Source organism: Micromonospora sp. NPDC003944, from assembly GCF_053605225.1.
The window spans coordinates 1-22,044 of record NZ_JBSGIV010000052.1; the positions used below are offsets into that span (position 1 = coordinate 1).

Annotated in this window: 13 protein-coding genes; 7 read left to right on the plus strand and 6 right to left on the minus strand. The window is 68.5% G+C overall.

Features of this window, described 5'->3' with window-relative positions:
- Both ACWER9_RS23280 and ACWER9_RS23285 read right to left on the minus strand, forming a co-directional pair.
- The coding region (locus ACWER9_RS23280; protein WP_452303845.1) for an endo-1,4-beta-xylanase at positions 1-596 on the minus strand (596 nt) is incomplete at its 3' end.
- A gap of 326 nt (positions 597-922) precedes the next feature.
- Positions 923-2,719 carry a family 43 glycosylhydrolase gene (locus tag ACWER9_RS23285; protein ID WP_452303882.1) on the minus strand — a complete coding sequence of 599 codons (1,797 nt, stop codon included), beginning with the start codon at positions 2,717-2,719 and terminating at the stop codon, positions 923-925.
- Between the two features lie 422 nt (positions 2,720-3,141).
- Here ACWER9_RS23285 and ACWER9_RS23290 point away from each other — a divergent pair, with 422 nt between their 5' ends.
- Entirely contained in the window at positions 3,142-4,533 is a 1,392-nt protein-coding gene (locus tag ACWER9_RS23290; RefSeq protein ID WP_452303846.1) for an RICIN domain-containing protein, read from the plus strand.
- 74 nt (positions 4,534-4,607) lie between these two features.
- Here ACWER9_RS23290 and ACWER9_RS23295 read toward each other — a convergent pair whose 3' ends face one another.
- Positions 4,608-8,276, minus strand: coding sequence for a glycoside hydrolase family 2 TIM barrel-domain containing protein (locus ACWER9_RS23295; RefSeq protein WP_452303847.1), 3,669 nt, complete (start codon positions 8,274-8,276; stop codon positions 4,608-4,610).
- A 203-nt stretch (positions 8,277-8,479) separates the two neighbouring features.
- The gene (locus ACWER9_RS23300) at positions 8,480-9,868 is read right to left on the minus strand and encodes a glycoside hydrolase family 43 protein (protein WP_452303848.1); all 1,389 of its coding nucleotides are present in this window, start codon (positions 9,866-9,868) and stop codon (positions 8,480-8,482) included.
- A gap of 511 nt (positions 9,869-10,379) precedes the next feature.
- Here ACWER9_RS23300 and ACWER9_RS23305 point away from each other — a divergent pair.
- Positions 10,380-12,392 (plus strand): immunoglobulin-like domain-containing protein, encoded by a 2,013-nt coding sequence (locus ACWER9_RS23305; RefSeq protein WP_452303849.1) that lies wholly within the window; start codon positions 10,380-10,382, stop codon positions 12,390-12,392.
- 44 nt (positions 12,393-12,436) lie between these two features.
- On the opposite strand, the gene ACWER9_RS23310 is transcribed toward ACWER9_RS23305, so the two are convergent.
- Positions 12,437-13,483: a LacI family DNA-binding transcriptional regulator gene (locus ACWER9_RS23310; protein WP_452303850.1), complete on the minus strand. Its 1,047-nt coding sequence runs from the start codon at positions 13,481-13,483 to the stop codon at positions 12,437-12,439.
- A 564-nt stretch (positions 13,484-14,047) separates the two neighbouring features.
- Between ACWER9_RS23310 and ACWER9_RS23315 the strand changes: the two genes are divergently transcribed.
- The 3 genes from ACWER9_RS23315 (at position 14,048) to ACWER9_RS23325 (ending at position 18,527) form a co-directional block, all read left to right on the plus strand.
- Positions 14,048-15,433: a glycoside hydrolase family 43 protein gene (locus ACWER9_RS23315; RefSeq protein WP_452303851.1), complete on the plus strand. Its 1,386-nt coding sequence runs from the start codon at positions 14,048-14,050 to the stop codon at positions 15,431-15,433.
- Positions 15,434-15,511: 78 nt separating this feature from the next.
- The gene (locus ACWER9_RS23320) at positions 15,512-17,173 is read left to right on the plus strand and encodes a family 43 glycosylhydrolase (RefSeq protein WP_452303883.1); all 1,662 of its coding nucleotides are present in this window, start codon (positions 15,512-15,514) and stop codon (positions 17,171-17,173) included.
- A 79-nt stretch (positions 17,174-17,252) separates the two neighbouring features.
- Positions 17,253-18,527, plus strand: a complete 1,275-nt coding sequence (locus ACWER9_RS23325) for a cellulose binding domain-containing protein (RefSeq protein ID WP_452303852.1) — start codon at positions 17,253-17,255, stop codon at positions 18,525-18,527.
- A 189-nt stretch (positions 18,528-18,716) separates the two neighbouring features.
- On the opposite strand, the gene ACWER9_RS23330 is transcribed toward ACWER9_RS23325, so the two are convergent.
- A complete protein-coding gene (locus ACWER9_RS23330; RefSeq protein WP_452303853.1) occupies positions 18,717-19,220 on the minus strand; it encodes an N-acetyltransferase family protein in 504 nt (167 codons plus the stop codon).
- Between the two features lie 262 nt (positions 19,221-19,482).
- Here ACWER9_RS23330 and ACWER9_RS23335 point away from each other — a divergent pair, with 262 nt between their 5' ends.
- A complete protein-coding gene (locus ACWER9_RS23335) occupies positions 19,483-20,148 on the plus strand; it encodes a GntR family transcriptional regulator (RefSeq protein ID WP_452303854.1) in 666 nt (221 codons plus the stop codon).
- Between the two features lie 98 nt (positions 20,149-20,246).
- Positions 20,247-22,037 (plus strand): allophanate hydrolase, encoded by a 1,791-nt coding sequence (gene atzF, locus ACWER9_RS23340; protein WP_452303855.1) that lies wholly within the window; start codon positions 20,247-20,249, stop codon positions 22,035-22,037.
- The last annotated feature ends 7 nt before the right edge of the window (positions 22,038-22,044 follow it).

Below are 22,044 nucleotides of genomic sequence, written 5' to 3' on the forward strand. Positions count from 1 at the left end.
AACTTCGCACCCGGATCCGCCGCCCGCGCCGCCCGGAACGCCGCCTCGATCCAGTCGTTGCCCGTACGCTGCAAGTTCGAGTCACGACGCCCACCACTGCCACCGTCGGCGAACGCCTCGTTCACCACATCCCAGGCGTAGATCTTCCCCCGGAAGTGCGTGGCGACCTGGGTCACGTGGTTGATCATCGCGCTGCGCAACGCGCTGCCCGACATGCCCTGCGCCCAGCCCGGCTGCTGCGCGTGCCACAACAACGCGTGGCCCCGAACGCTCATGCCATTGGCCTGCGCGTGACTGACCAGGCGGTCACCACCGGTGTAGCTGAAACGACCCTGCTGCGGCTCGGTGGCGTCCCACTTCATCTCGTTCTCGGCCACGACACTGTTGAACTCACGGTTCAAGATCGTCGTGTAGACGCTCGTGGACAACTTGTTCGTCGCGACAGCCGCGCCGAAGTAGCGGCCCTTCTCGGCCGCCGAGGCGCCGAGGGTCGTGCCGGCGCTTGCCGAGGTGGTCAGCGCCATCGTCATTCCGGCGGCGAGAGCGCCGGTGACCGCTATGGTCACCGCCGCTCGCAGGGCTCTTCTGTGATTCATGCGGAGTCCTTCTCTGTGGTGGTGCAGCGATGAGAGGCGCGGCGCACGACCTGCTCCTGCGGGAACGGAGACGTCGGCGCCTGTCGCCGTCGCGGCAGCAGTGCGGGGAGTCCTGACACGACGTCCGGCATGCCCTGGACGGACGTCATGTTCCGAGGGGCCACAGCAGGCTCGCCCGGTGAACCACGGGTGCGGCCGCCCTCAACCATCGACTGTGAGCGATAACATGTCGTTCGTCAAGATGTCACCGACAGCGCCGAAGTCGGAGCGCTGTGGGGCGATGCCGCGCTGCCGGAGCCGTACGGGCACGGCTCCGGCAGCACCCGTCACTGGAACGAGGCGTCGTCGACGAGGAGGCTGTCGGTGCCCTCCGCCGTCTCGACATAGAAGGTGGCACCGGTGAGCGTGCCGCTCCACGACACGGTCGTCGTGCCGGTGAGCAGGGTCCAGCCGTTGACGTTCACGGCCACCGCCGGGGTCAGCTGGAGGTAGTTCGTCGTGCCGTTCGCGGTCAGCGACAGTGTCGCCTTCGCCGCCGGGGTGCCGCTCTGTGCGCGTACCCAGACGTTCGTGGTGTAGCTCTTGCCGTTGGTGAGCTTGCTGGTCACGTCCTGACCGGCGCCGTTCCAGGCGCCGGTGCGGCCGGTGATCGACAGTGATCCGCTGCCACCGTGCGCCAGGCTCGTGTTGCGGGAGATCGTTCCGCTGCCGTGCACAGCCCAACCCGTCGTGCCGTTCTCGACGTCGCCGTTGGTGAGCAGGTTGCCACCGCTGCCGCCGCTGCCGCTGAACTGCCACCAGTTGATGTTGAACAGGTTGCCGCTGCCGCCGGCGAAGCGCAGGTAGAGGTCGTGGGTGCCGGTGGCCCCACTGACCGCGCAGGTGCTGGTGGTCCAGGTCTGCCAGCCGCCGGTGCCACCCACGGTGCAGGTGCCCACCACCGGGCCGCTGGCGCTGTCGAGGCGTACCTCGATCCGGCCGCCGCTGGTGGCGGACGCGACCCGGGCGCTGAACGAGGTCGCACCCGCGCCGAACGCGACACCCTTGACCTTGATGTAGTCGCCGTTCTCGATCCAGCCGACGTTCATTCCGCCCTCGCTGGACACCTCGGTCTCGATCCCCGAGCCCCAGGCGATCGTCTCGGCCTCCTGCCGTACGTACGGGTTCAGCGTGCCCACCTGCGGCGCCCCCGAGGTGGTCATGTTGATCGTCGGGAACATGCCGCTGCTCGTGTAGGAGAACTTCTCCACCGCGACCGAGCGGGTGTAGCCACTACCGCCGGGCAGCGCCCCGTTGTGGTAGAAGAAGTACGAGCCGCCCTGGAAGTCGATCACGCCGGCGTGGTTGGTGAAACTCGCGCCCTGCCGCGGCATGATCGTTCCCCGGTACGTCCACGGCCCGGTCGGCCCGGTCGCGGTGGAGTACGCGATGAACTCCGAGCAGCACTCCGCCGCGAACACGTTGTAGTACAACCCGTTGCGCTTGAACACCCACGGGCCCTCCTCGTAGAGCGTCGGCCGGGACGCGTTGCCGGTACGGGTGCCGAAGCCCGCCGTAGTGAGCGGAATCCGGGTCGCGCTACCCGAGAAGGAGATCATGTCCGGGTTCAGCCTGACGTACCACAGCCCGGGGTTACCCCAGTACAGGTACGCCTGCCCGTCGTCGTCGATGAACGCGTGCGGGTCGATCTCGCCGTTACCGACCAGGGGCCGGCCGATCGCGTCGCGGAACGGCCCGGTGGGGCTGTCGGCCACCCCGACGCCGATGACCATCTGCCCGTTGGAGCGCTGGCGCACCGGCACGTACCAGTAGAACTTTCCGTTACGTGCGATGACCTGACCCGCCCACGCGTTGGCGTCCGCCCACGCGAACGTCGCGAGGTTCATCGGCACACCGTGATCGGTCCAGTTGACCATGTCCGCCGACGAGAAGACCCGCCACTCCCGCATCGTGAAGTACGTCGAGCCGTCCTCGTCGTGGCCGGTGTACAGATACACCCGACCGTTGTGCGCCAACGGCGCCGGGTCGGCGGTGTAGATGTGCTGAACGATCGGATTGTCGGCCCTGGCCGTGCCGGGAACCAGTGCGAGGACGCAGAGCAGGCTGGTGATCGCGGCGATGATACGTCGTAGTTTCCGTACATCCTGGAATCGAGCGCGTGGGTTCACGATTTGTGCCTCCTGCAGGTCGGGTGGTGGAGGGTGTTAACGACAACATCTGAGCAGTGGTGAATGGTTTAGCTCACGGACGAATCGTGGCGCCTGGACGACTTTGCGCAGGTGTAGCTGCGATCTGTGGTGCACGGTGCAAACATCGCAGCCTGCGATGACCGGGTGTGTGAAGGTGCCGCACTGGTCATGATGATCGGGCGTACTCCCTAGGTATTCACATTGACACTCCTCATTGTGATCGTTAACATCTGTATTCCATCACCACCGCCACGGCGCGCGCGGAGCGGCACCGCGGTTTCGCGGTTCCGGCATGCACGAAGCAGCCCGTCGACATTCACCCTGCTGTCTTCGCGCGCCCAGAAAAGGAGAAGACCATGAATGAACCCGGCGGGTTCCGTCCCGCACCGCGACGTCGCTGGCGTCGACCCCTCGTCGCCGGGGCGCTGAGCGCCGTCCTGGTCGGCGTGCTCGGGCTGATCGGCATCACTCCGGCGTCCGCGGCAACGGTGGACGTGAACGCCTGGTACGTGTTGGTCAACCGCAACAGCGGCAAGGCGCTGGACCTCTACAACATGTCCACTGTCGACGGCGCGCGGATCGCGCAGTGGTCGCGTAACGACGGCAACTGGCAGCAGTGGCAGTTCGTCGACTCCGGAGGAGGTTTCTACCGGTTGAAGTCCCGGCACTCGGGTAAGGTGCTCGACGTTTCCGGCGCCTCGACGGCCAACGGCACGGCGATCGTGCAGTGGACCGACCGTAACGCCACCAACCAGCAGTTCCGGCTGGCTGACTCGGCCGGTGGCTACGTGCGGTTGCTCAACCGGAACTCGAACAAGGTCGTGGAGGTGCAGAGCGCCTCGACCGCCGACGGCGGCAACGTGGTGCAGTACGACGACTTCGGCGGCAACCACCAGCAGTGGCAGCTGGTCCGGGTCGGCGACTCCGGCAACCCGGGCACCCCCGGAAACGGCACCGCCGGTTGCGGCAAGGCCCCGGCGATCGGCAGCGGCACGCACACCATCACCAGCAACGGCAAGTCCCGCACGTTCATCCTCCGGGTGCCGGACAACTACACCAACACCAACCCGTACCGACTGGTGTTCGGCTTCCACTGGCGAGGTGGCACGGCAACCGACGTGGCCACCGGTCAGACGGTTCAGCGGGACGTGTGGTCGTACTACGGGCTGCAGCGGCTGGCGAACAACAGCGCGATCTTCGTGGCGCCGCAGGGCCTGGGCAACGGGTGGGGTAACGCCGGTGGCGAGGACGTGACGTTCACCGACGACATGCTGCGGCTGATCGAGGGCGCGCTCTGCGTGAACACGCGTCTGCGGTTCGCCACCGGGTTCAGCTTCGGCGGGGGCATGAGCTACGCCCTCGCGTGCGCGCGCCCGAACGTGTTCCGTGCGGTCGCGGTCCTGTCCGGCGCGCAGCTCAGCGGATGCAGCGGCGGTACGGGCCGAGTCGCGTACCTCGGTGTGCACGGCATCCGGGATGGCGTGCTGAACATCGCCAGCGGTCGGTCTCTGCGTGACCGTTTCGTGCAGAACAACGGCTGCGCCGCGCAGAGCCCCCGTGAGCCCGGATCCGGCAGTCTCACTCACATCCGTACCTCCTATTCGGGCTGTGCGGCGGGATATCCCGTGGAGTGGATCGCGTTCGACGAGGGCCACATCGCCGCTCCGCAGGACGGCGCGGCGGGGGACAGCGGCTCCCGGACCTGGGTCCCCGGGGAGACCTGGCGGTTCTTCACCCAGTTCCAGTGACCTTGGGCGAGAGCCGGCGCTGACCCGGCGGGCCGGTCGAGTGGAGCTGACGTCCACCCGACCGGCCCTTCGGGTCAGGCGCGTTGGAGTAGGAAGCGCTGGTTGGGGTTGCCGGAGTAGGTCCACTGGGCGATGCTCGCCCCGTCGGCGGTCGAGGCCGCGTAGACGTCCATCGCCAGTCCGCTCTGCCGGTTGACCAGGCTCACCACGCCGCCACCGTGGTCCACCAACCGCCAGTGCTGACTGGTGACGCCGGTGTCGGTCTGCTGGGTGATGTCGGCGCCGCTGCTGGTCGGAGCCTGGAGGACGAGGCCGCTGTGCCGGGCCCGTACCCGGTAGTGACCGCTGTCGGCGGCGACGAAGTCGAACTGCTGGTTCAGCCCGCCGCCGATGGCCCACTGGATGAGTCGCGCACCGGGCGCTGTGGAGTTGGCGTTAACGTCGGCGGCCTTTCCGCTGTGCTGGGCCACCAGCCGGTAGTAGACGCCCGGTTGCACCGGCCCACCGCTGGTGACCTCGCCGACCGGCTGTCGGGACAGGGCCATCGCCTGGTTGGCGTCCGGTAGGGGCCGCAGTCGGTAGGTGTAGCTGTAGGTCCGATCCGGAAATATCTTGTACGCGTCGATGGTGTGCGCGCCCCAGGTGTCGTTGCCGCCGACGCCCATCTGCCGGTGGTTGACCCGCAGCACCACCTCTTGGCGCGGTGTCAGTTGGTAGTCGTGGCGGACTCCGACCGACAGGTCCTCCGGGGTGAAGTACGACGCGTTCACCTCCAGCAGCCCATCGCCGGCGACCAACAGGCCACGGCCGACGCTGTCGGTGAGCGCCGCCCAGCGGACGTCGGTCTTGTTGCCGTTCTCCTGTGGGCGCAGGTAGCTGGTCCACTGCTCGGCGACGGTCGACTGGTACACGCCCACGTCGGAGCCGGTGCGGCGGTCCCAGTGGTTCTCCTGCGGCCCGCGACCGTAGTACCGCAGGCGGTTCAGCGCGCCGGGCAGCATGAGGATCGTCCCGACCTCGGGAATGTAGGGCAGGGTCGAGGCCCCGGGCCGCAGCGAGTTGTCGACCCTGATCTCCCCGTTGCCGAAGATGGTGTACGTCGTGGCGTACGTCGAGACGGTGGTGGTGGGAAGGTTGCCGCTGACAGTGACCCGGATCGCGCGGTCGGACAGTCGGGTCACGACCACGCCGGTGACGCTCCGGTTGGCGCCGGCCCGACGCCAGGTCGCGTTGCGGGTGGGCTGACCGTTGCCCCGGTCGTTGTCGTTCGGCGCCCGCCAGAAGTTCGGCGTGGGGCCGGAGTTGACCAACCGGATACCCATCGCGTCGTACGAGCTGATCAGACCGGTCGCCTTGGCGATGGTGACGGCGAAGCCGGTGCCGGTGACGGCGACGCTGGTGTTGGTCTCCGACAGGGCCAGTGTCGGCACGCTGGTGACCGGCGTCGGCTGGATCGGTGGGCTGCCGAAGGTGACCGGCAACTGCTGCTTGGCCACCTCGAACCCGGCGCTGGCCCACACCGTCGCGGCACGCAGCCGGAACGACAGGTACAGGAAGTGCTCCGCGCCGGGCGCGATGGTGGCCGGACGTTGGATCGGCACCTGGATGGTCTTGGTGGTCAGCGGCGCGACGTCGGCCTGCTGCGCGCTGAGGGTGCCACTCTGGATCACCTGACCGTCGGCGACAAGTGACCAGCGCGCCTCGAACGCGTTCACATTGGTGAAGAGGTATTCGTTGGTGATCCGCACGCTTCCGGTGGTGATGTCGGTGCCCGCGGCGGCGATGATCGCCTGGTAGACCTGTTTGACCTCGACGGCCTTGCCGCCGATCTTCCGGTCGGCGTCGACGATGCCGTTGCCGCAGAAACTGCCCTCGAAGTCCGGCCGGTCGCCCCAGTCGCCACCGTAGGACAGGTACGTCGCGCCGCCGCCGTTGGGCACCGGTCGACGGATCGCCTCGTCGGCGAAGTCCCAGATGAATCCGCCCTGCAGGATCGGGTAGCGCCGGTAGATGTCCCAGTACTCCTTGAGGTTGCCTGTCGAGTTGCCCATCGAGTGGGCGTACTCGTGCGACACGTACGGCCGGGAGTCGGCGTCGCGGGCGCGTTGTTCGGTGCGGGCCAGGGACTCGTAGCCCTCCACCCGCAGGTCGCTGACCTCTGGTCGGTTGTCGCCCTGGTACTGGATGATCCGGGTCGGGTCGGCCGCCCGGATCCAGTTGCGCATCGCGACGAAGTTGCTGCCGCCGCCGGCCTCGTTGCCCAACGACCAGATGACCACGCAGGCGTGGTTCTTGTCCCGGTGCACCATCGCGCTGGCCCGGTCGAGGACGGGTGCCGTCCAGTCCGTCCGGGAGGCCGGGTAGCCGGCCATGACCCCGTGTGTCTCCAGGTTGGCCTCGTCCATGACGTAGAGGCCGTACTCGTCGGCGAGTTCGTAGAAGGTCGGGTTGTTCGGGTAGTGCGCGGTCCGGACCGCGTTGATGTTGAGCTGCTTGATCACCCGGAGGTCACGGACCATGTCGGCGCGGGTGAGCGCGGCACCCCGGTCGGGGTCGATCTCGTGCCGGTTGACCCCGCGCAGCGAGACCGGCTGGCCGTTGACCCGGATCAGACCGTTGCGGATCGCGAACTCGCGGAAGCCGACCCTGGTCGACACGGTCTGGACGATCGCGCCCGACGGGTCGCGCAGCTGGAGCACCGCCGTATAGAGATTCGGGTACTCGGCCGACCAGAGGCGGGGGCCCGCGACACCCTTCGTGCCCCGCCCGTTGGCGTCCTGCCCGGCGGCGACCGAGCCGATGGCGATCTGCGTGCGTAGCGGTTCGGACCACACCGGCTGCCGGTTCTGGTCGTAGAGCTGTGTCTCGACCGTGTAGGTGCCGGTCTGTTGGACGCCGCTGTTGCGCAGGCTGGCGGCGACCACCAGGTCGGCATTCGTGTAGTTGTCCCGCAGCGGCGTTTCGATCTTGAAGTCGCGTAGGTGCACGGTCGGCAACGAGTAGAGGTAGACCGACCGGAAGATCCCGGAGAGCCGGATCATGTCCTGGTCCTCGAGCCAGTCACCGTCCGGGAAGCGGAAGACCTCGACCGCGATCAGGTTGGTGCCTGCCTGGAGGTGGTCGGTGATGTCGAACTCCGCCGGGGTGTACGAGCCCTCGCGGTAACCCACCCGGGTGCCGTTGATCCACAGGTAGAAGGCTGCCTTGACGCCCTCGAAGTGGATGTGGACGCGCCGGCCCTGCCAGCTCGACGGGACCTGGAACGTCCGGCGGTACTGACCGACGGGGTTGAACTGCGTCGGCACGAACGGTGGCGTCCGGGCCTCGTCGTAGCCGCTGGGCCCCCACCAGGGGTACGCGATGTTCGTGTAGATCGGGAAGTCGTACCCGTGTAGCTGCCAGTTGGCCGGCACCCCGAGAGGACGCCAGGAGCTGTCGTTCAGATCGGTCCGGTGGAAGCTGGGATCGCGGTCGGCCGCCCGGTTGACGTGCTGGAACCGCCAGGTGCCGTCGAGGCTGGACCGGAACGGCGAGATGGTGCGGTCCGCGTTCAGCGCCTGGTCGAGGTCCGCGTAGGGCATCAGGGTCGCGTGCGGCGGCTGGGCGTTGACCTGGAAGATCCCGATGTTGTTGTTCCACTCGGGGTAGCCGTTGGGTGGGTCGACCCAGGGCGCGGCCGCGGCCCCTGGTGGTGCTGCGGCCCCTGGTGGTGCTGCGGCCCCCGACAACGGGGGCATCGCCATGGCTCCGAGGGCTCCCAGGCCGCCGCCGAGGAGGAGACGACGACGAACCGGTGGTCCCTGTGCTTCGGGCATCGTGGGTTCCTTCCGCAGGACGCCTCCACGGGGGGCCGCCGCACCGCCCGGCGGGAAGCATCGACAGATTTCCGTGTAGTACCGAGAAGGTGGGAGGGAGGGCCCGCGCGATAGCGGACCCTCCCCGCTGGTTACGACGTGATTCGGAAGGTGGCGTCCTGCCGGTCGGTGGCGCTGGAGGACGCGCTCAACGGGTCGATGCGCAGCACGTTCCCGCTGTGTCGTAGGTACCGGTCCGGGAAGTTGTACGAGCGGAAGGAGGTCCACGCGGAGTCGGCGAGGCCGGCGGTGCGGTGGAACGTCGCGTCGGCGCGGAACGTCGCGGTGTTGGTGTTCGGTTCGAGCCGGATGGCGTAGTTGCTGTGCCGGAGGAAGTTGCCGGGCCGGTTCACCGACTCGAAGGACACCCCGGCGGAGTCGGCCAGGCCGGGCACCATCCGCCACATCTGGTCCTGATACGGGTCGAACGGGTACGGGTCGATGCGGCCGACGCCGTTGAGGTGCCGCACGTAGCGGTCCGGGAAGTTGGACGACTTGAGCCGTACCCAGTTCGGGGTGCCCCACCGGTTGACCGCGCCGGTGTACTCGGCCTCGGTGATGCCGAGGATCGAGCCGTGCTTGCCGTTGAGCGGCGGGGTGTAGTCGCGCTGGTTCAGCACGGTCCAGGCGTTGGCGGTGATGTTGCTGCTCGACCAGGCGTAGTAGTCGGCGTTGACCGGGATGAAGGAGTCGCCCCAGAGGTACCAGCCGTTGCCCTCGTTGCGCTTGACCAGCAGGGGTGCCTCCATGGCGTCGCCCTGTCGCAGCCCGCCGGTGTAGGTGGTGAAGCTGTTCGGCGCTCCGGTGGACGAGCGGGCGCCGTAGAGGTTGCCGTTGGCGAGGTTCTTGTAGTACAGGTACGTGGTGCCGCCGTCCACGACGATGTCGCCGTCCAGGACGCCGAAGCCGGGGCTGAAGAAGACCTGCGGTGAGCTGACCGACTGGAAGTCCGACGTGTAGTTGACCAGGAACACGTCGCCGCCGTTGTTGCAGGAGTAGACGATGCCGTACTGCCCGCGGTTGGCGTCCCAGAACACCGTCGGGGCCCAGGTGTGGGCGTTGTAGGTGTGCATCCGCAGCCGGCGGTAACCGGTGAAGCTGGTCAGGTTCGTCGAGTCCCACACGTGCAGGTACTGGCTGTTGGTGCCGAAGTTCGTGCCGCGTAGGTCGGTGGCGATCACGATGAACGTGCCGTCCTGCTTGCGGAAGATGAACGGGTCGCGCAGCCCCAGCTGCCCGGCGGTGGGGGTGACCACCGGGTTGTTCTGGTTCAACGGGGTCCAGTTGAGGCCGTCCCGGCTGACGGCGACGTGCAGGCCGTAGTCGGCGCCGACGAAGTTCGGCGACTCGGTGAAGTAGGTCATGACGTACCCGGTGTAGGTGGCGGCTGAGGCCGCGCCGGGCGTGATCGTCAGGCCGGTGGCGGTGGCCGCGCCGGCGGCGACCGCGCCAAGTGTGAAAGCTCGTCGAGTCAGGGCCATGGGGGAGACCTCTCTCGTTCGGTTGGTGGTGGTGGGGGCCGTGGCGGCCGGGCGTGGGTCGGGGCGGGCCGGATCGGGGAACGGGGGCGACCCGGTATGCCGGTGGTGCCGTCGAGCCGCGAGCGTTTGCCACGGTTGTCGCTACACGCGAGGAGGCAGCGCAGGGCGGGCCGGCTTCGCGTGGTGGTCGCTCATCGCGGAGCCTGTCCGACCACTGTGGACGGACGAGTCGGCACCGGGATCGATGAGCCGAAACAAGGGAGAAACATCGATGTTATCGATAACATACGGATAGCCGTACGGTCGCGCAAGGCCGTACTTGATGACAGTCGTCAGGCGTCAGACGTCTGACCATTGCCGATTTGTGATGGTCGATAGCGCGGATTGCGGGCCCATTGACGGCGAGTTACTTCGATGTTTCAATGCTAGGCGCCTACGTGTTAGCGATAACATAGGAGGACCCGATGGGCGTCAGCTTGATGAATCGGTGCGAGCCGGGTCGGAGGGCGTCGTGGCGCTGACCCGCGCTTTGGTCGTGGCGGCGGTCGGCATGGTGGCGGTCTCGCTGGTGGTGGCGGGAGCCGGGCCGGTGGCGCGAGCCGGGGAGGTCGGCCCGGCCGGGCTCGCGGAGCTGGCCCTGGCCCGGATCGTCATCCCCGACTCTGACGACGTACGCGGCAACGTCACGCTTCCGACCACGGTGCCGGCGGTGCCGCAGGCGATGGTCACCTGGAGGTCGTCTCATCCGACGGTCGTGTCCGACACCGCGGACGGGCCGATCGCGCCAGGCGTGGTCCGCCGCCCGCCCCCCGGGTCCGAGCCGGTTGGGGTGACCCTGACGGCGTGCGCTCGCGCCGACGGTCGGCAGGCCTGCCGCGACTTCGACCTGACGGTGCGACCGGCAGTGGAACTCGCGCCGTTCTCCCGGTACGGCATGGTCAACTTCGCCAGGTCGAACAGCCAGGAGGGCCAGCAGATCTACCTGGCCACGAGCGTCGGCAACGACGCGACCCGATGGGAGGCGGCCAACGACGGGCAGGTCTTCCTCCGCTCCTCGAAGGGCATGCACGCCGTACGCGACCCGTCCGTGGTCCGGTCGCCCGAGGGCGACCGGTTCTACCTCGTCGCCACCGATCTGAACGTCGACGGCCGGGCGTACGGGTGGCAGAACTGGGACTGGGCGCAGAGCGGCGCCAGCCGCCACATCGAGGTGTGGGAGTCCACCGACCTGCGCACATGGTCGGAGCAGCGACACGTCCTGGTGGCACCACCGGAGGCGGGCATGACGTTCGCGCCCGAGGCCATCTGGGATCCAACGATCGAGGCGTACGTCGTGTACTGGACATCCTCGATGTACCCGAGCGGCACCTACTACACGCCCGACCGTACCGACCCGAACGGCCGTTACCCGCTCACCCGGAACCAGACCCTCTACACGACCACCCGTGACTTCGTGACGTTCACACCGGCCCAGGTGATGATCGACAGGCCGGGCAAGGGCACCCTCGACGCCGTCGTCATCAAGGATGAGGAGGACGGGTCCTACCACCGCTTCGTCACCGACCGCACCTCCACCGGTGTCGGCACCACCAAGCACGTCCCCTCGTGCGGCTCCGAGGACATCTACCAGGAACGGGCCGCGTCGGTGCTCGCGCCGCCCGAGCAGTGGGAGCTGGTCAAGGGTTGCATCACCCACGACACCATGGCCACCACCTACGCCGAGGCGCCGATGGTGGTGAAGGCGAACCCTGGCGACGCGCGGGGTGCGGGCTACTACCTCTATGCCGACCAGAAGTGGCTCGGCTCGCCGTCCGGGAACCGCCTGGAGGAGCAGCTTCACCCGTACTGGGGCGACGACCTCGCCTCCGGCGAGTGGACGCCCATCGACTGGACGCAGAAACCGAACTACAACCTCGCCCTCGGCGTCATCCGCCATGGGAACATCTTCGCGCTGACCCAGGCGGAGCACGCCGCCCTGCGTGGCGCGGACCCGTCGTCGGTCTCGGTGCGGACGCCTCCGACGCGGACCAGCTACGCCCTCGGTCAGGCCCTCGACCTGACCGGTCTGGTGGTCACGGCCGACTACACCGACGGCGTCCGCGACGAGGTCCTGCTCGCCGGCCACGGCGGGTACACCGTTTCGGGGTACGACCCGAACAAGCCGGGCAGGCAGACGGTGACCGTCGCCTACACGGTGGCGGGTCAGACGCGGACCGCCTCATTCCAGGTCGACGTCGTCGGTGTGTCGGCGACTCTGGAGTCGACGTGTGCCGGGCACACGGTGAAGCTGACCGCCGTGGTGCGCAATGAGGGCTCAACCCCGATGGATGTCGCTGTGCAATCCGAGTTCGGCGCGAAGTACTTCAACAACCTGCGAGCCGGCAAGGAGCGGTCCCACCCGTTCACCATCCACCAGAAGAGCCTTCCGGCCGGGGCGGTCAGCGTGACGGCGTCGACAGTGGTCGACGGCCGGATCGTGCAGGCAACACAGACCGTGGCGTACGGCGAGATCTCCTGCTCGTGATCGTGGTGGTGGCCCGGACCCCGGGCCACCACCAGTTCGCGCTTTCAGGCTGATCCGGAGGCGGGTGGTGCGGTGCTGCCACGGACCACCAGAGTCGTGCCGAGTTCATATCGTTCCTGGGTCAGAGGCTGCCCGTCGGTCAGGGCCAGCGCGAGCTGTGCCGCGGTGGCACCTATCTCACCGAACGGCTGTCGCACCGTGGTCAGCGGCGGTGCCAGCCACGCGGCCTGGTCGACGTCGTCGAAGCCAACCACGCTGAGGTCGTCAGGAATGCGCAGGTTCGCCTCCCGAGCCGCGGCGTAGACGCCGAACGCCTGGAGGTCGTTGCCGCAGACGACAGCCGTGGGCGGGTCGGATCGGGTCAGTAACTGGGCACCGAGGTCGTGGCCGTCCTCGAAGGTGAAGACACCGCGTCGTTCGAGGGTCTCGTCGAACGGGACGCCGGCGTAATCCAGTGCAGCCCGAAAGCCGTCCAGGCGGGCCCGTGCGGACAGGTCCTTGACCGGCCCGGTGATCACACCGATCCGCCGGTGGCCGAGGTCAAGAAGGTGCCGAGTGGCGGCGAGGGCGCCGCTCCAGTTGTTCGCCCCGACGGCGGGCGTCGGGAACAACTCACCGATGGGGTCGATGGCGACCAGCGGTATGCCGCCGGCGGCGAAGCGCTCGCCCTGATCGGCGGTGACCAGGGAGAAGACGGTGATGACCGCGGTCGGCTGGCGAAGTAGCAGAGGTTCCATCCAGGGCAGCCCCGCCAACACACGTCGGCGAACATCGGTGAAGCCGACTGTGCAGTCCCTCGCGCCGGCGACCTCGTGCACGCCGCGCAGGATTTCCATGGCGATCGAGGGCAGCATCTGGTGAAAGACGACCTCGATGCAGCGGGTCGGGCTGTTGGACTGTCGCCGGCGGTAGCCGTGGTCGCGTAGCAGCGCCTCCACTCGTTGCCGGGTCTGCTCGCCCACGCCACCTCGGCCGTTGAGAACCTTGGAGACCGTGGGTGGGGAGACCCCGGCGAGTTCGGCGATCGTGGCGATGGGCAGGTCACCGCGCCAGGGCTTGCGGGCGCTCCGCCGTTGACCATCCTCGATCACGAGAGAAAGTCTACGGGCGGCTCTGTCGTGCTCAGCCCGTCGGTAAGGCTTCCGCCCCGCACACGCCGACGCTGCAGAAATGTTCACGACAACATTTCGTGCGTTCGTCCTTCGCGCCGATTGCCTGAGATGCGGGGCTCATGCTCGGACGGCGAGGTCCGGGAGCTCGATCGGGGTCCGGTTGCCGGGCAAAACTTTCGCGAAACATGGTCGTCACACCTTGACGACCGCCTTGCGATCCACGAGAGTCGATGTGGGCAAAGGTGGCGCGCCGTCCGGGAGCTCGGGCGCCAGCGAGACATCGGTGAATCCAGCGTTGGGTGCGACGGGCCGCACCTGTTAGCGCTAACGATGATCTTCGTCGCTGGCCTGGCCATGGCGCCGACATCGACCGGCAGCGCTTGTTCACTGCCATCGAACCCGTGACGTGTGGCCTCCTACCAGAACCCCGCCGACGGCGACGACCGTCTGCCCCGGCCCTGGCATCGGTCCGGCAGTCCCGGATTCGACCGCGCACCTCGACAAGTCTCATCAACAGGCACAACGCCAGAGAGGTTCAGTATCGTGGCGATCAGTCGACGAGCATTGATCAAAGCGGCAGCCGCGTCGGGCGCGCTGACCGCGGCGTCCGTGGCCGGGCTGCCCGGCGTGGCGTGGGCGGCGAACACCGCGTACGTCATGTCCTACTTCACCGAGACGCCAAGCTTCCAGGGCGCGGACTACGGCCTCCACCTGGCGGTCAGCCGCGACGGTCTGAACTGGACACCCCTCAACCAGAACAACCCGGTGGTCACCCCGACGCAGGGGCAACTCGGCCTCCGTGACCCGTTCGTGTTCCGCAAGCAGGACGGCACCTTCGTCGTGCTGGCCACCGACCTCAAGGGCACCAACTTCGGTCAGAACAGCCAGTACCTGCACGTGTGGGACTCGACGAACCTGACGAACTTCACCGGCTACCGCCGGATCCGGATGCACACCCTCAACGCGCACACCTGGGCGCCGACGGCTTTCTGGGACGCCTCTCGCGGCCAGTACGGCATCGTCTACTCGTGCAACAGCGGCGGCGACGTCCTGATGGTCAACTACACCAGCGACTTCGTCAACGTCAGCGCCCAGCAGGTGTTCTTCAGCCCCGGCTTCGGCGTCCTCGACGGCGACATCGTCGTCGACGGCGGCACGACGTACCTGTATTACAAGAACCTCTCCAACGGCAACCTCTACGGCGCCCGCTCCTCGACCGGAGCGCCGAACAGCTTCACCACCTACACCGGCGGACTGCGGATGGGCAACGCCATCGAGGCGCCGCTGCTGGTCAAGCGCAACGAAGGTAACGGCTGGTACCTCTGGGGCGACTCGTTCAGCCCGGTCAACGCCGACTACTACATCTGGTCCACCTCCACCATCGGCGGCAACTCGTGGACGTCACTCAACCAACGTGACTACACCCCACCGCTGAACTCCAAGCATGGCTCGATCCAGGGCATCAGCGACGCCGAGTACAACGGGCTGGTCTCCCGGTGGGGTACACCGAACTGGGTGCGGCTCAAGTCATCGAACCTGCCGGACTACTTCGTCCGACACTCCAACAGCATCGGCCGCCTCGACCCGTACCCGTTCGACCCGTACCAGGACCAGTTGTGGCGGTTGGTGCCGGGCCTGGCCGACGCCGCCGCGGTCTCGTTCGAGTCGGTGAACCGTCCGGGAAACTTCCTGCGGCACAGCAACTACGCCATCCGCCTCGACCCGAACAACGGCACCGCGACCTTCCGCGCGGACGCCACCTTCCACCGCACCGCCGGCCTGGCGGACAGCACGTGGACCTCGTTCCGCTCCTACAACTTCCCGGACCGGTACCTGCGACACGCCGGCAACGTGCTGCGGATCGACCCGCTCAGCGCGAGTTCGAGCGCGAACGACAGGCAGGACGCCACCTTCCGCATCACGTCCTGACCGAGGGAGGTCATCGTGACGAACACTGTTCGGCGGCGGGCTCTCGCACTGCTCGCGAGCCTGCTCTGCGTGCTCGTGCTGACGCCGCCGGCGGCGCGCGCGGACAACCCCATCGTGCAGACCATCTACACGGCCGACCCGGCGGCGCTCGTGCACAACGGGCGCGTCTACCTCTACACCGGCCATGACGAGGACGGCTCGACCTACTTCACGATGCGCGAGTGGCGCGTCTACTCGTCGGCGGACATGGTGAACTGGACCGACCACGGCGTACCCATGAACCTGGCCACGTTCAGCTGGGCCAGCGCCGACGCGTGGGCCGGCCAGACCGTCTACCGCAACGGCCGCTTCTACTGGTACGTGCCGGTCAAGAACCGGGCCACCGGTCGGATGGCCATCGGTGTCGCGGTCTCGGACAGCCCCACCGGCCCGTTCCGGGACGCCATCGGACGACCTCTCGTGGAGAACGGCGAGATCGACCCGCACGCGTTCGTCGACGACGACGGGCAGGCGTACCTGTACTGGGGGAACCCCAACCTCTGGTACGTCCGACTGAACACCGACATGACCTCGTTCTCCGGCAGCCCGACCCGGATCCCGCTGACCGCGGCCGGATTCGGCGCCCGCAGCGGCAACACGAGCCGCCCCACCCTGTACGAGGAAGCACCCTGGGTCTACAAGCGCAACGGCACGTACTACAACATCTTCGCCGCCGAATGCTGCTCGGAGTTCATCGCCTACTCCACAGCGCCTGGCCCGACCGGGCCGTGGACCTACCGCGGCACGATCATGCCCCGGCAGGGCAACGCGTTCACCAACCACCCCGCCATCATCGACTTCAACGGCGGTTCCTACTTCTTCTACCACAACGGCGCCCTGCCGGGCGGTGGCGGCTTCACCCGATCGGTGGCGGTGGAGAAGTTCACCTACCGCTCCGACGGCACCATCCCGACGATCACCATGACCACCTCCGGCGCGCCGCAGGTCGGCACTCTCAACCCGTATCTGCGGCAGGAGGCCGAGACGATCGCCTGGTCCTCCGGGGTCGAGACCGAAGCGTCCAGCGAAGGTGGCATGAACGTCGGCTGGATCGAGAACGGCGACTACATCAAGGTCAAGGGTGTGGCGTTCGGTTCCGGTGCCGGTTCGTTCACCGCCCGGGTGGCCTCCGGGTCCAGTGGTGGTCGCATCGAGGTGCGGCTGGGCGGTGTCAATGGCACCACAGTGGGCACCTGCGCCGTTGCGGGCACCGGCGGTTGGCAGACGTGGACCACCGTCAGTTGCCCGATCAGCGGCGCGACCGGCATTCAGGACGTGTACCTGCGGTTCGCCGGCGGTAGCGGCAACCTTTACAACGTCAACTGGTGGCAGTTCCACCAGGGCTCCGATCCGCCTCCCACCACGCCGCCTCCCACCACGCCGCCCCCGACCACGCCGCCGCCCGGCGGGACTGGCTGCACCGCCACCTACCGCACCGTCAACTCCTGGACCGGCGGCTTCCAGGCAGAGGTGACGGTCACGGCCGGCGCGGCGGCGATCAACGGCTGGACGGTTCGCTGGACCCTCGCCAACGGTCAGACCATCAGCCAGGTCTGGAACGGAACCCTGAGCACCAGCGGATCGACGGCCTCAGTTACCGGCGTCGGCCACAACAGCGCACTCCCGGCGGCGGGGTCGACCACGTTCGGCTTCATCGGCGGCGGCACGCCCTCGACACCATCACCCACCTGCACCACCTGACCGTCGCACCGCAGCGGGCGCGACATCTGGCCCGCTGCGGTGCCCACCGGCGACCACCGACCGACAGAGGAGTCACATCATGGCAAGACGTTCGTCCATCGCCGGCGCACTGGCAACCGCGGCGGTACTCGTCGCGGCAATGGCCGGCGCCGCGCTCGCCAACACCCCCGGCCCCGTGTCCGCCGCGGAGGTTAGCCCGCTGGCAGCGACCGCCGGCTGCGGCAAGGCCCCCACCCTGGGCAACGGCACGTACACCATCCAGAGCAGCGGCAAGAACCGCAGCTTCATCCTGAAGCTCCCCGACGGGTACGACCGCAACCGCCAGTACCGGCTGGTCTTCGGCTTCCACTGGTGGGGCGGCACCGCCGTCGACGTGGCGACCGGCCAGACCGTCCAGCGGGACGTCTGGGCGTACTACGGCCTGCTGCGGCTGTCGAACAACAGCACGATCTTCGTGGCGCCGCAGGGCATCGGCAACGGCTGGGCCAACTCCGGTGGCGAGGACGTCACCTTCGTCGACGACATGCTCCGCAGGATCGAGGGCGACCTCTGTGTCGACACGACGCAACGGTTCTCCGTCGGCTTCAGCTACGGCGGTGCGATGAGCCACGCGCTCGCCTGTGCACGGCCGACAGTCTTCCGCGCGGTCGCGGTCCAGTCCTCGCCCGGCACGCTCAGCGGGTGCAGTGGTGGCACCCAGCCGATCGCGTACCTCGGCGTGCACGGCATCGGCGACAGCATCACCAGCGGACGGTCGTTGCGCGACCGCTTCGTCCGCAACAACGGCTGCACCGCCGCGAGCCCGCCGGAGCCGAGGGCGGGCAGCCTGACCCACACGGTCTACACCTACTCTGGCTGCCGGGCCGGCTACCCCGTGGCGTGGGCCGCGTTCGACGGTGGCCACATCGCCGCACCACAGGACGGCGCCGGCGGTGACAGCGGCTCACGGACCTGGGTCCCCGGCGAGGTGTGGCGATTCTTCACCCAGTTCACCGGCGCTCCGCCCACCACCCCGCCGCCGACGACCCCGCCAACCACGACGCCGCCGCCGAACCCGCCGACGGGCGGCTGCGCGGCCACCTACCAGACCGTGAACCAGTGGTCGGGCGGCTTCCAGGCCGATGTCACGGTCACCGCCGCCGCTGCCATCACCGGATGGCGAGTGAGCTGGGTGTTCGCGAACGGGCAAAGCATCACCCAGATCTGGGGCGGCCGTAACGCACCCAGCGGCAGCACCCAGAACGTCTCCAACGAAACCTGGAACGGTGCCCTGGCCGCCGGCGCGTCCACGACCTTCGGTCTCACCGCCAACGGCGCGGCGACGACACCGTCCCTCACCTGCACCCGCCTCTGATCCGCGCGGTTTGAGGAACTCATGTCTGATGTGACACGGAGGAACGTGCTCAAGGCCGGGGCAGCGGGGGCCGGGGCGGCGCTGGTAACCCTGGCGTGGACGGCCGCCGCGCGGGCAGGGGTCAGCGTCGGCGCCCGGGGAGGCGGTAGGGCGGTGTCCGCACGTGCCGTTGAGCGGTTGCCTCGGCGGCTACGGTGGCGCCGTCCAAACAAAGCGGATGTCGGGCGCATTCTCCTCGTTGCGGGACCCGTCGGTCCTTTCAGTCAGAGTGAATCCGTGGCGACGGTAGAACCTCTGCGCCCCGGTGTTGGTCGCGAACGTCCACAGCTGAAGTCCCGCCGGGCGGTGAGACTTCGCGAGCTCGATGAGGTGGGAGCCCAACCCCCGGCCCGTGAAGGCCGGGTCGACGTAGAGCTGGTCGACCCACTCACCATCCAGAGCCAGCACCGCGAGCGGTCGACTGCCGGTGTCCTCCATCAGCCATACTTCTTGCTCGGGAATGACGATGGCGCGGACCCACTCTCGAACCTCGTTATCCGGGTGGACCGAAGCAGGGATGGCGCCGACTGCGGCCCGACGGGACCGGACAAGAAGGTCGGCGACCGCTCGGGCATCCTCGGGGCCAGCACGCCGAGGTACTGCTAAACCCACATGTCCGGTACGCGAGAGGCCCACGGACCGGATCATCCGCATCGAGGGGACAACGGGCAAAGGATTAACTCACGTAGCCGCAGACAGTGCGCGCGGGCACACGACGAGTCGTCACGCTCGGTGTTCGGCGTCCCGTAGCGGCCGGCATCCTGAGCGTTACACCTGGCCGAGATCAAGGCGGGGATACAGCGGCCCGTCTCCGAGTCGGACCCACACAAGACCACCATGAGGACGGCGCCCGCCGATGCCTGGCAGCCCGCCGCCGACGGGTGGCCGTCGGGGAGCAGGTGGCAGACTCGTCGGAGTGAACGACGGGGTCGCATCGACGGTGGATGGTGAGCTGGAGAGCGTCAGTCTGGTGGACCTCGCCGTCTCTCGGCTGACCCGGGAGATCCTCAGCGGCAAGAGCAACCCGGGTGAACGCCTGGTGGAGGAGCAGCTGACCCGCCGGCTGGGGATCAGCCGGGCGCCGTTGCGGGAGGCGCTGCGGTTGCTCGCTCAGCAGGGTCTGGTCGAGCACGTGCCCCGGCGTGGGGTGCGGGTAGCCACATTGTCGGACCGCGACGTGCGGGAGCTGTACGAGCTGCGTGACGTGCTGGAGCGTTTCTCGGTGCGGGCGGGGATCCCCGTCGGCCGGGAGAGCGATCTCGCCGGTCTGCGGGCGACGCTGGATGGGATGAGAGAGGCGACCCGGGCCGGCAACCGGTTGGCGGTCGCCGAGTCGCACCGGAAGTTCCACGTCGAGCTGGTGGCGCTCGCCGGCAATCGGCAACTCTCCGCCGTGTACGGCTCGATCCTGGTGAAGTTGCAGCTCTACATGGCAGTCAACCTGCGCCGCGAGGCGGAGATGGCGCAGCCGCTGGACGGGGTTCACCGGCACGAGCGGCTCTACGAGGCTGTCGTCGGGGGAGACCCGGAGGAGGTGCTCACCGTGCTCACCGGGCACGGAGCCCGCTCGTACCTCGGCTGAGGTGGGACACGAAGGCCGGCCGGCTCGCTCCACGCGCCGTCATATTGTCGTTACGTAGCGCGCGGTTTGCCGTAACAGAACTGTCGACAATCGACAGTATGCCAGATCCATCACGATCGATTTCGGACCTTCGGTCGGCGTACCGCGATGGCAGCCTGACCCCGGCGGACCAGGCCGAACGCGTTCTGGACGGGCTCGCCGGGCGCGACAGGGGACCGGTCTGGATCAGCACGGTCCCGGCCGACCGGCTGCGTGAGCGCGCCCGGTCGCTGACCCGTCGCGGTGACCCGGCACTGCCGCTGTACGGCATCCCGTTCGCGGTCAAGGACAACATCGACGTGGCCGGCATGGTCACCACTGCGGGCTGCCCCGACTTCGGGTACCTGGCGGCCCAGGACGCCCCGGTGGTGCGCCGGTTGCTCGACGCCGGCGCGCTGCTCGTCGGCAAGACGAATCTGGACCAGTTCGCCACCGGCCTGACCGGGGCCCGCTCGCCGTACGGCAGTTGCCAGAGCGTCTTCGGCGGCGGCCTGATCTCCGGGGGTTCCAGCTCCGGCTCCGCGGTGGCGGTGGCGTCGGGCCAGGTCAGCTTCGCTCTGGGTACGGACACCGCGGGCTCCGGTCGGGTGCCCGCCGCGCTCAACGGGATCGTCGGCCTCAAGCCCACCCGGGGACTGCTCAGCACCGCCGGCGTGGTCCCGGCCTGCCGCTCGCTGGACTGCGTGTCAGTCTTCGCCGCCGACGTCGCCGGGGCCGTCGAGGTGCTGCACGCGGCCCGTGCGGTCACGACGGCAGACCCCTGGGGGCGTCCGCTGCCGACGGAGCAGGTGGTTCCCCGCATCCCGGGAACGCTACGCCTCGGGGTGCCCCACTCAGGAGACCTGGAGTTCTTCGGCGACACCGGGCAGGAGGCCCGGTTCGCCGCGGGGGTGGAACGATTGCGGACCTTCGTCGGGTCACCACGGTCGGTGCCGCTCGGCGCCTTCTTCGACGCTGGCGACCTGCTCTACCGCGGGCCCTGGGTGGCCGAGCGACTCGTCGCCCTGGACGACTTCCTGCGATCGCACCCGGACTCCGTGCACCCGGTCACCCGAGCCGTGCTGGAGACCGGGCGGCGCCACGACGCGGTCGACGCCTTCCGGGGCCAGCACCGCCTGCGTGAGCTGCGCGCGCAGGTCGACCAGCTCTGGCAGGACATCGACGTGCTGGTGGTGCCCACCGTCGGCACCACGTTCACGCTCGACGAGATCGCCGAGGACCCGATCGGGCGAAACGCCATGCTGGGCCGCTACACCCAGTTCGCGAACCTGCTCGACCTGGCCGCGGTGACAGTGCCCAACGGCTTCACCAGCGCCGGACGACCGGCGAGCCTGACCCTGGTCGGCCCGGCGTTCACCGACACCACACTGGCCCGCCTGGCCGCCACCCTCACCGAGGGCGAGGCGCCCGGCACAGCGGTCGAGGTCGTCCCAGCAGCGGCCGAGCTGCTGGTGGCTGTCGTCGGCCGGCACCTGACAGGCGAGTCGCGTAACGCCGAGCTGGTCGGGCGCGGGGCATTCCTCGTCGGCGCCGCCCGCACCGCCCCGCTCTACCGGCTGTTCCGGATGGACACCCCGGACGGCGAGGGGCTGCCCGGTCTGGTGCGGGTAGCGCCGGGCGGACCCGCCGGCCACTCCATCGAGGTCGAGCTGTGGCGAGTGCCCGGGCACGCGGTCGGTGGGCTGCTGGCCGGGGTGCCGGCTCCGCTCTCGCTCGGCTGGGTCCGGCTGCACGACGGGCGGGACGTGCTCGGCTTCCTCTGTGAGGCGTACGCGGCCGCCCCGCCGGCCGAGGACATCAGCGCCGCCGGCGGATGGCGGGCATACCGGGGCGCGGCCGTCCGGCAATAGGGCGGAC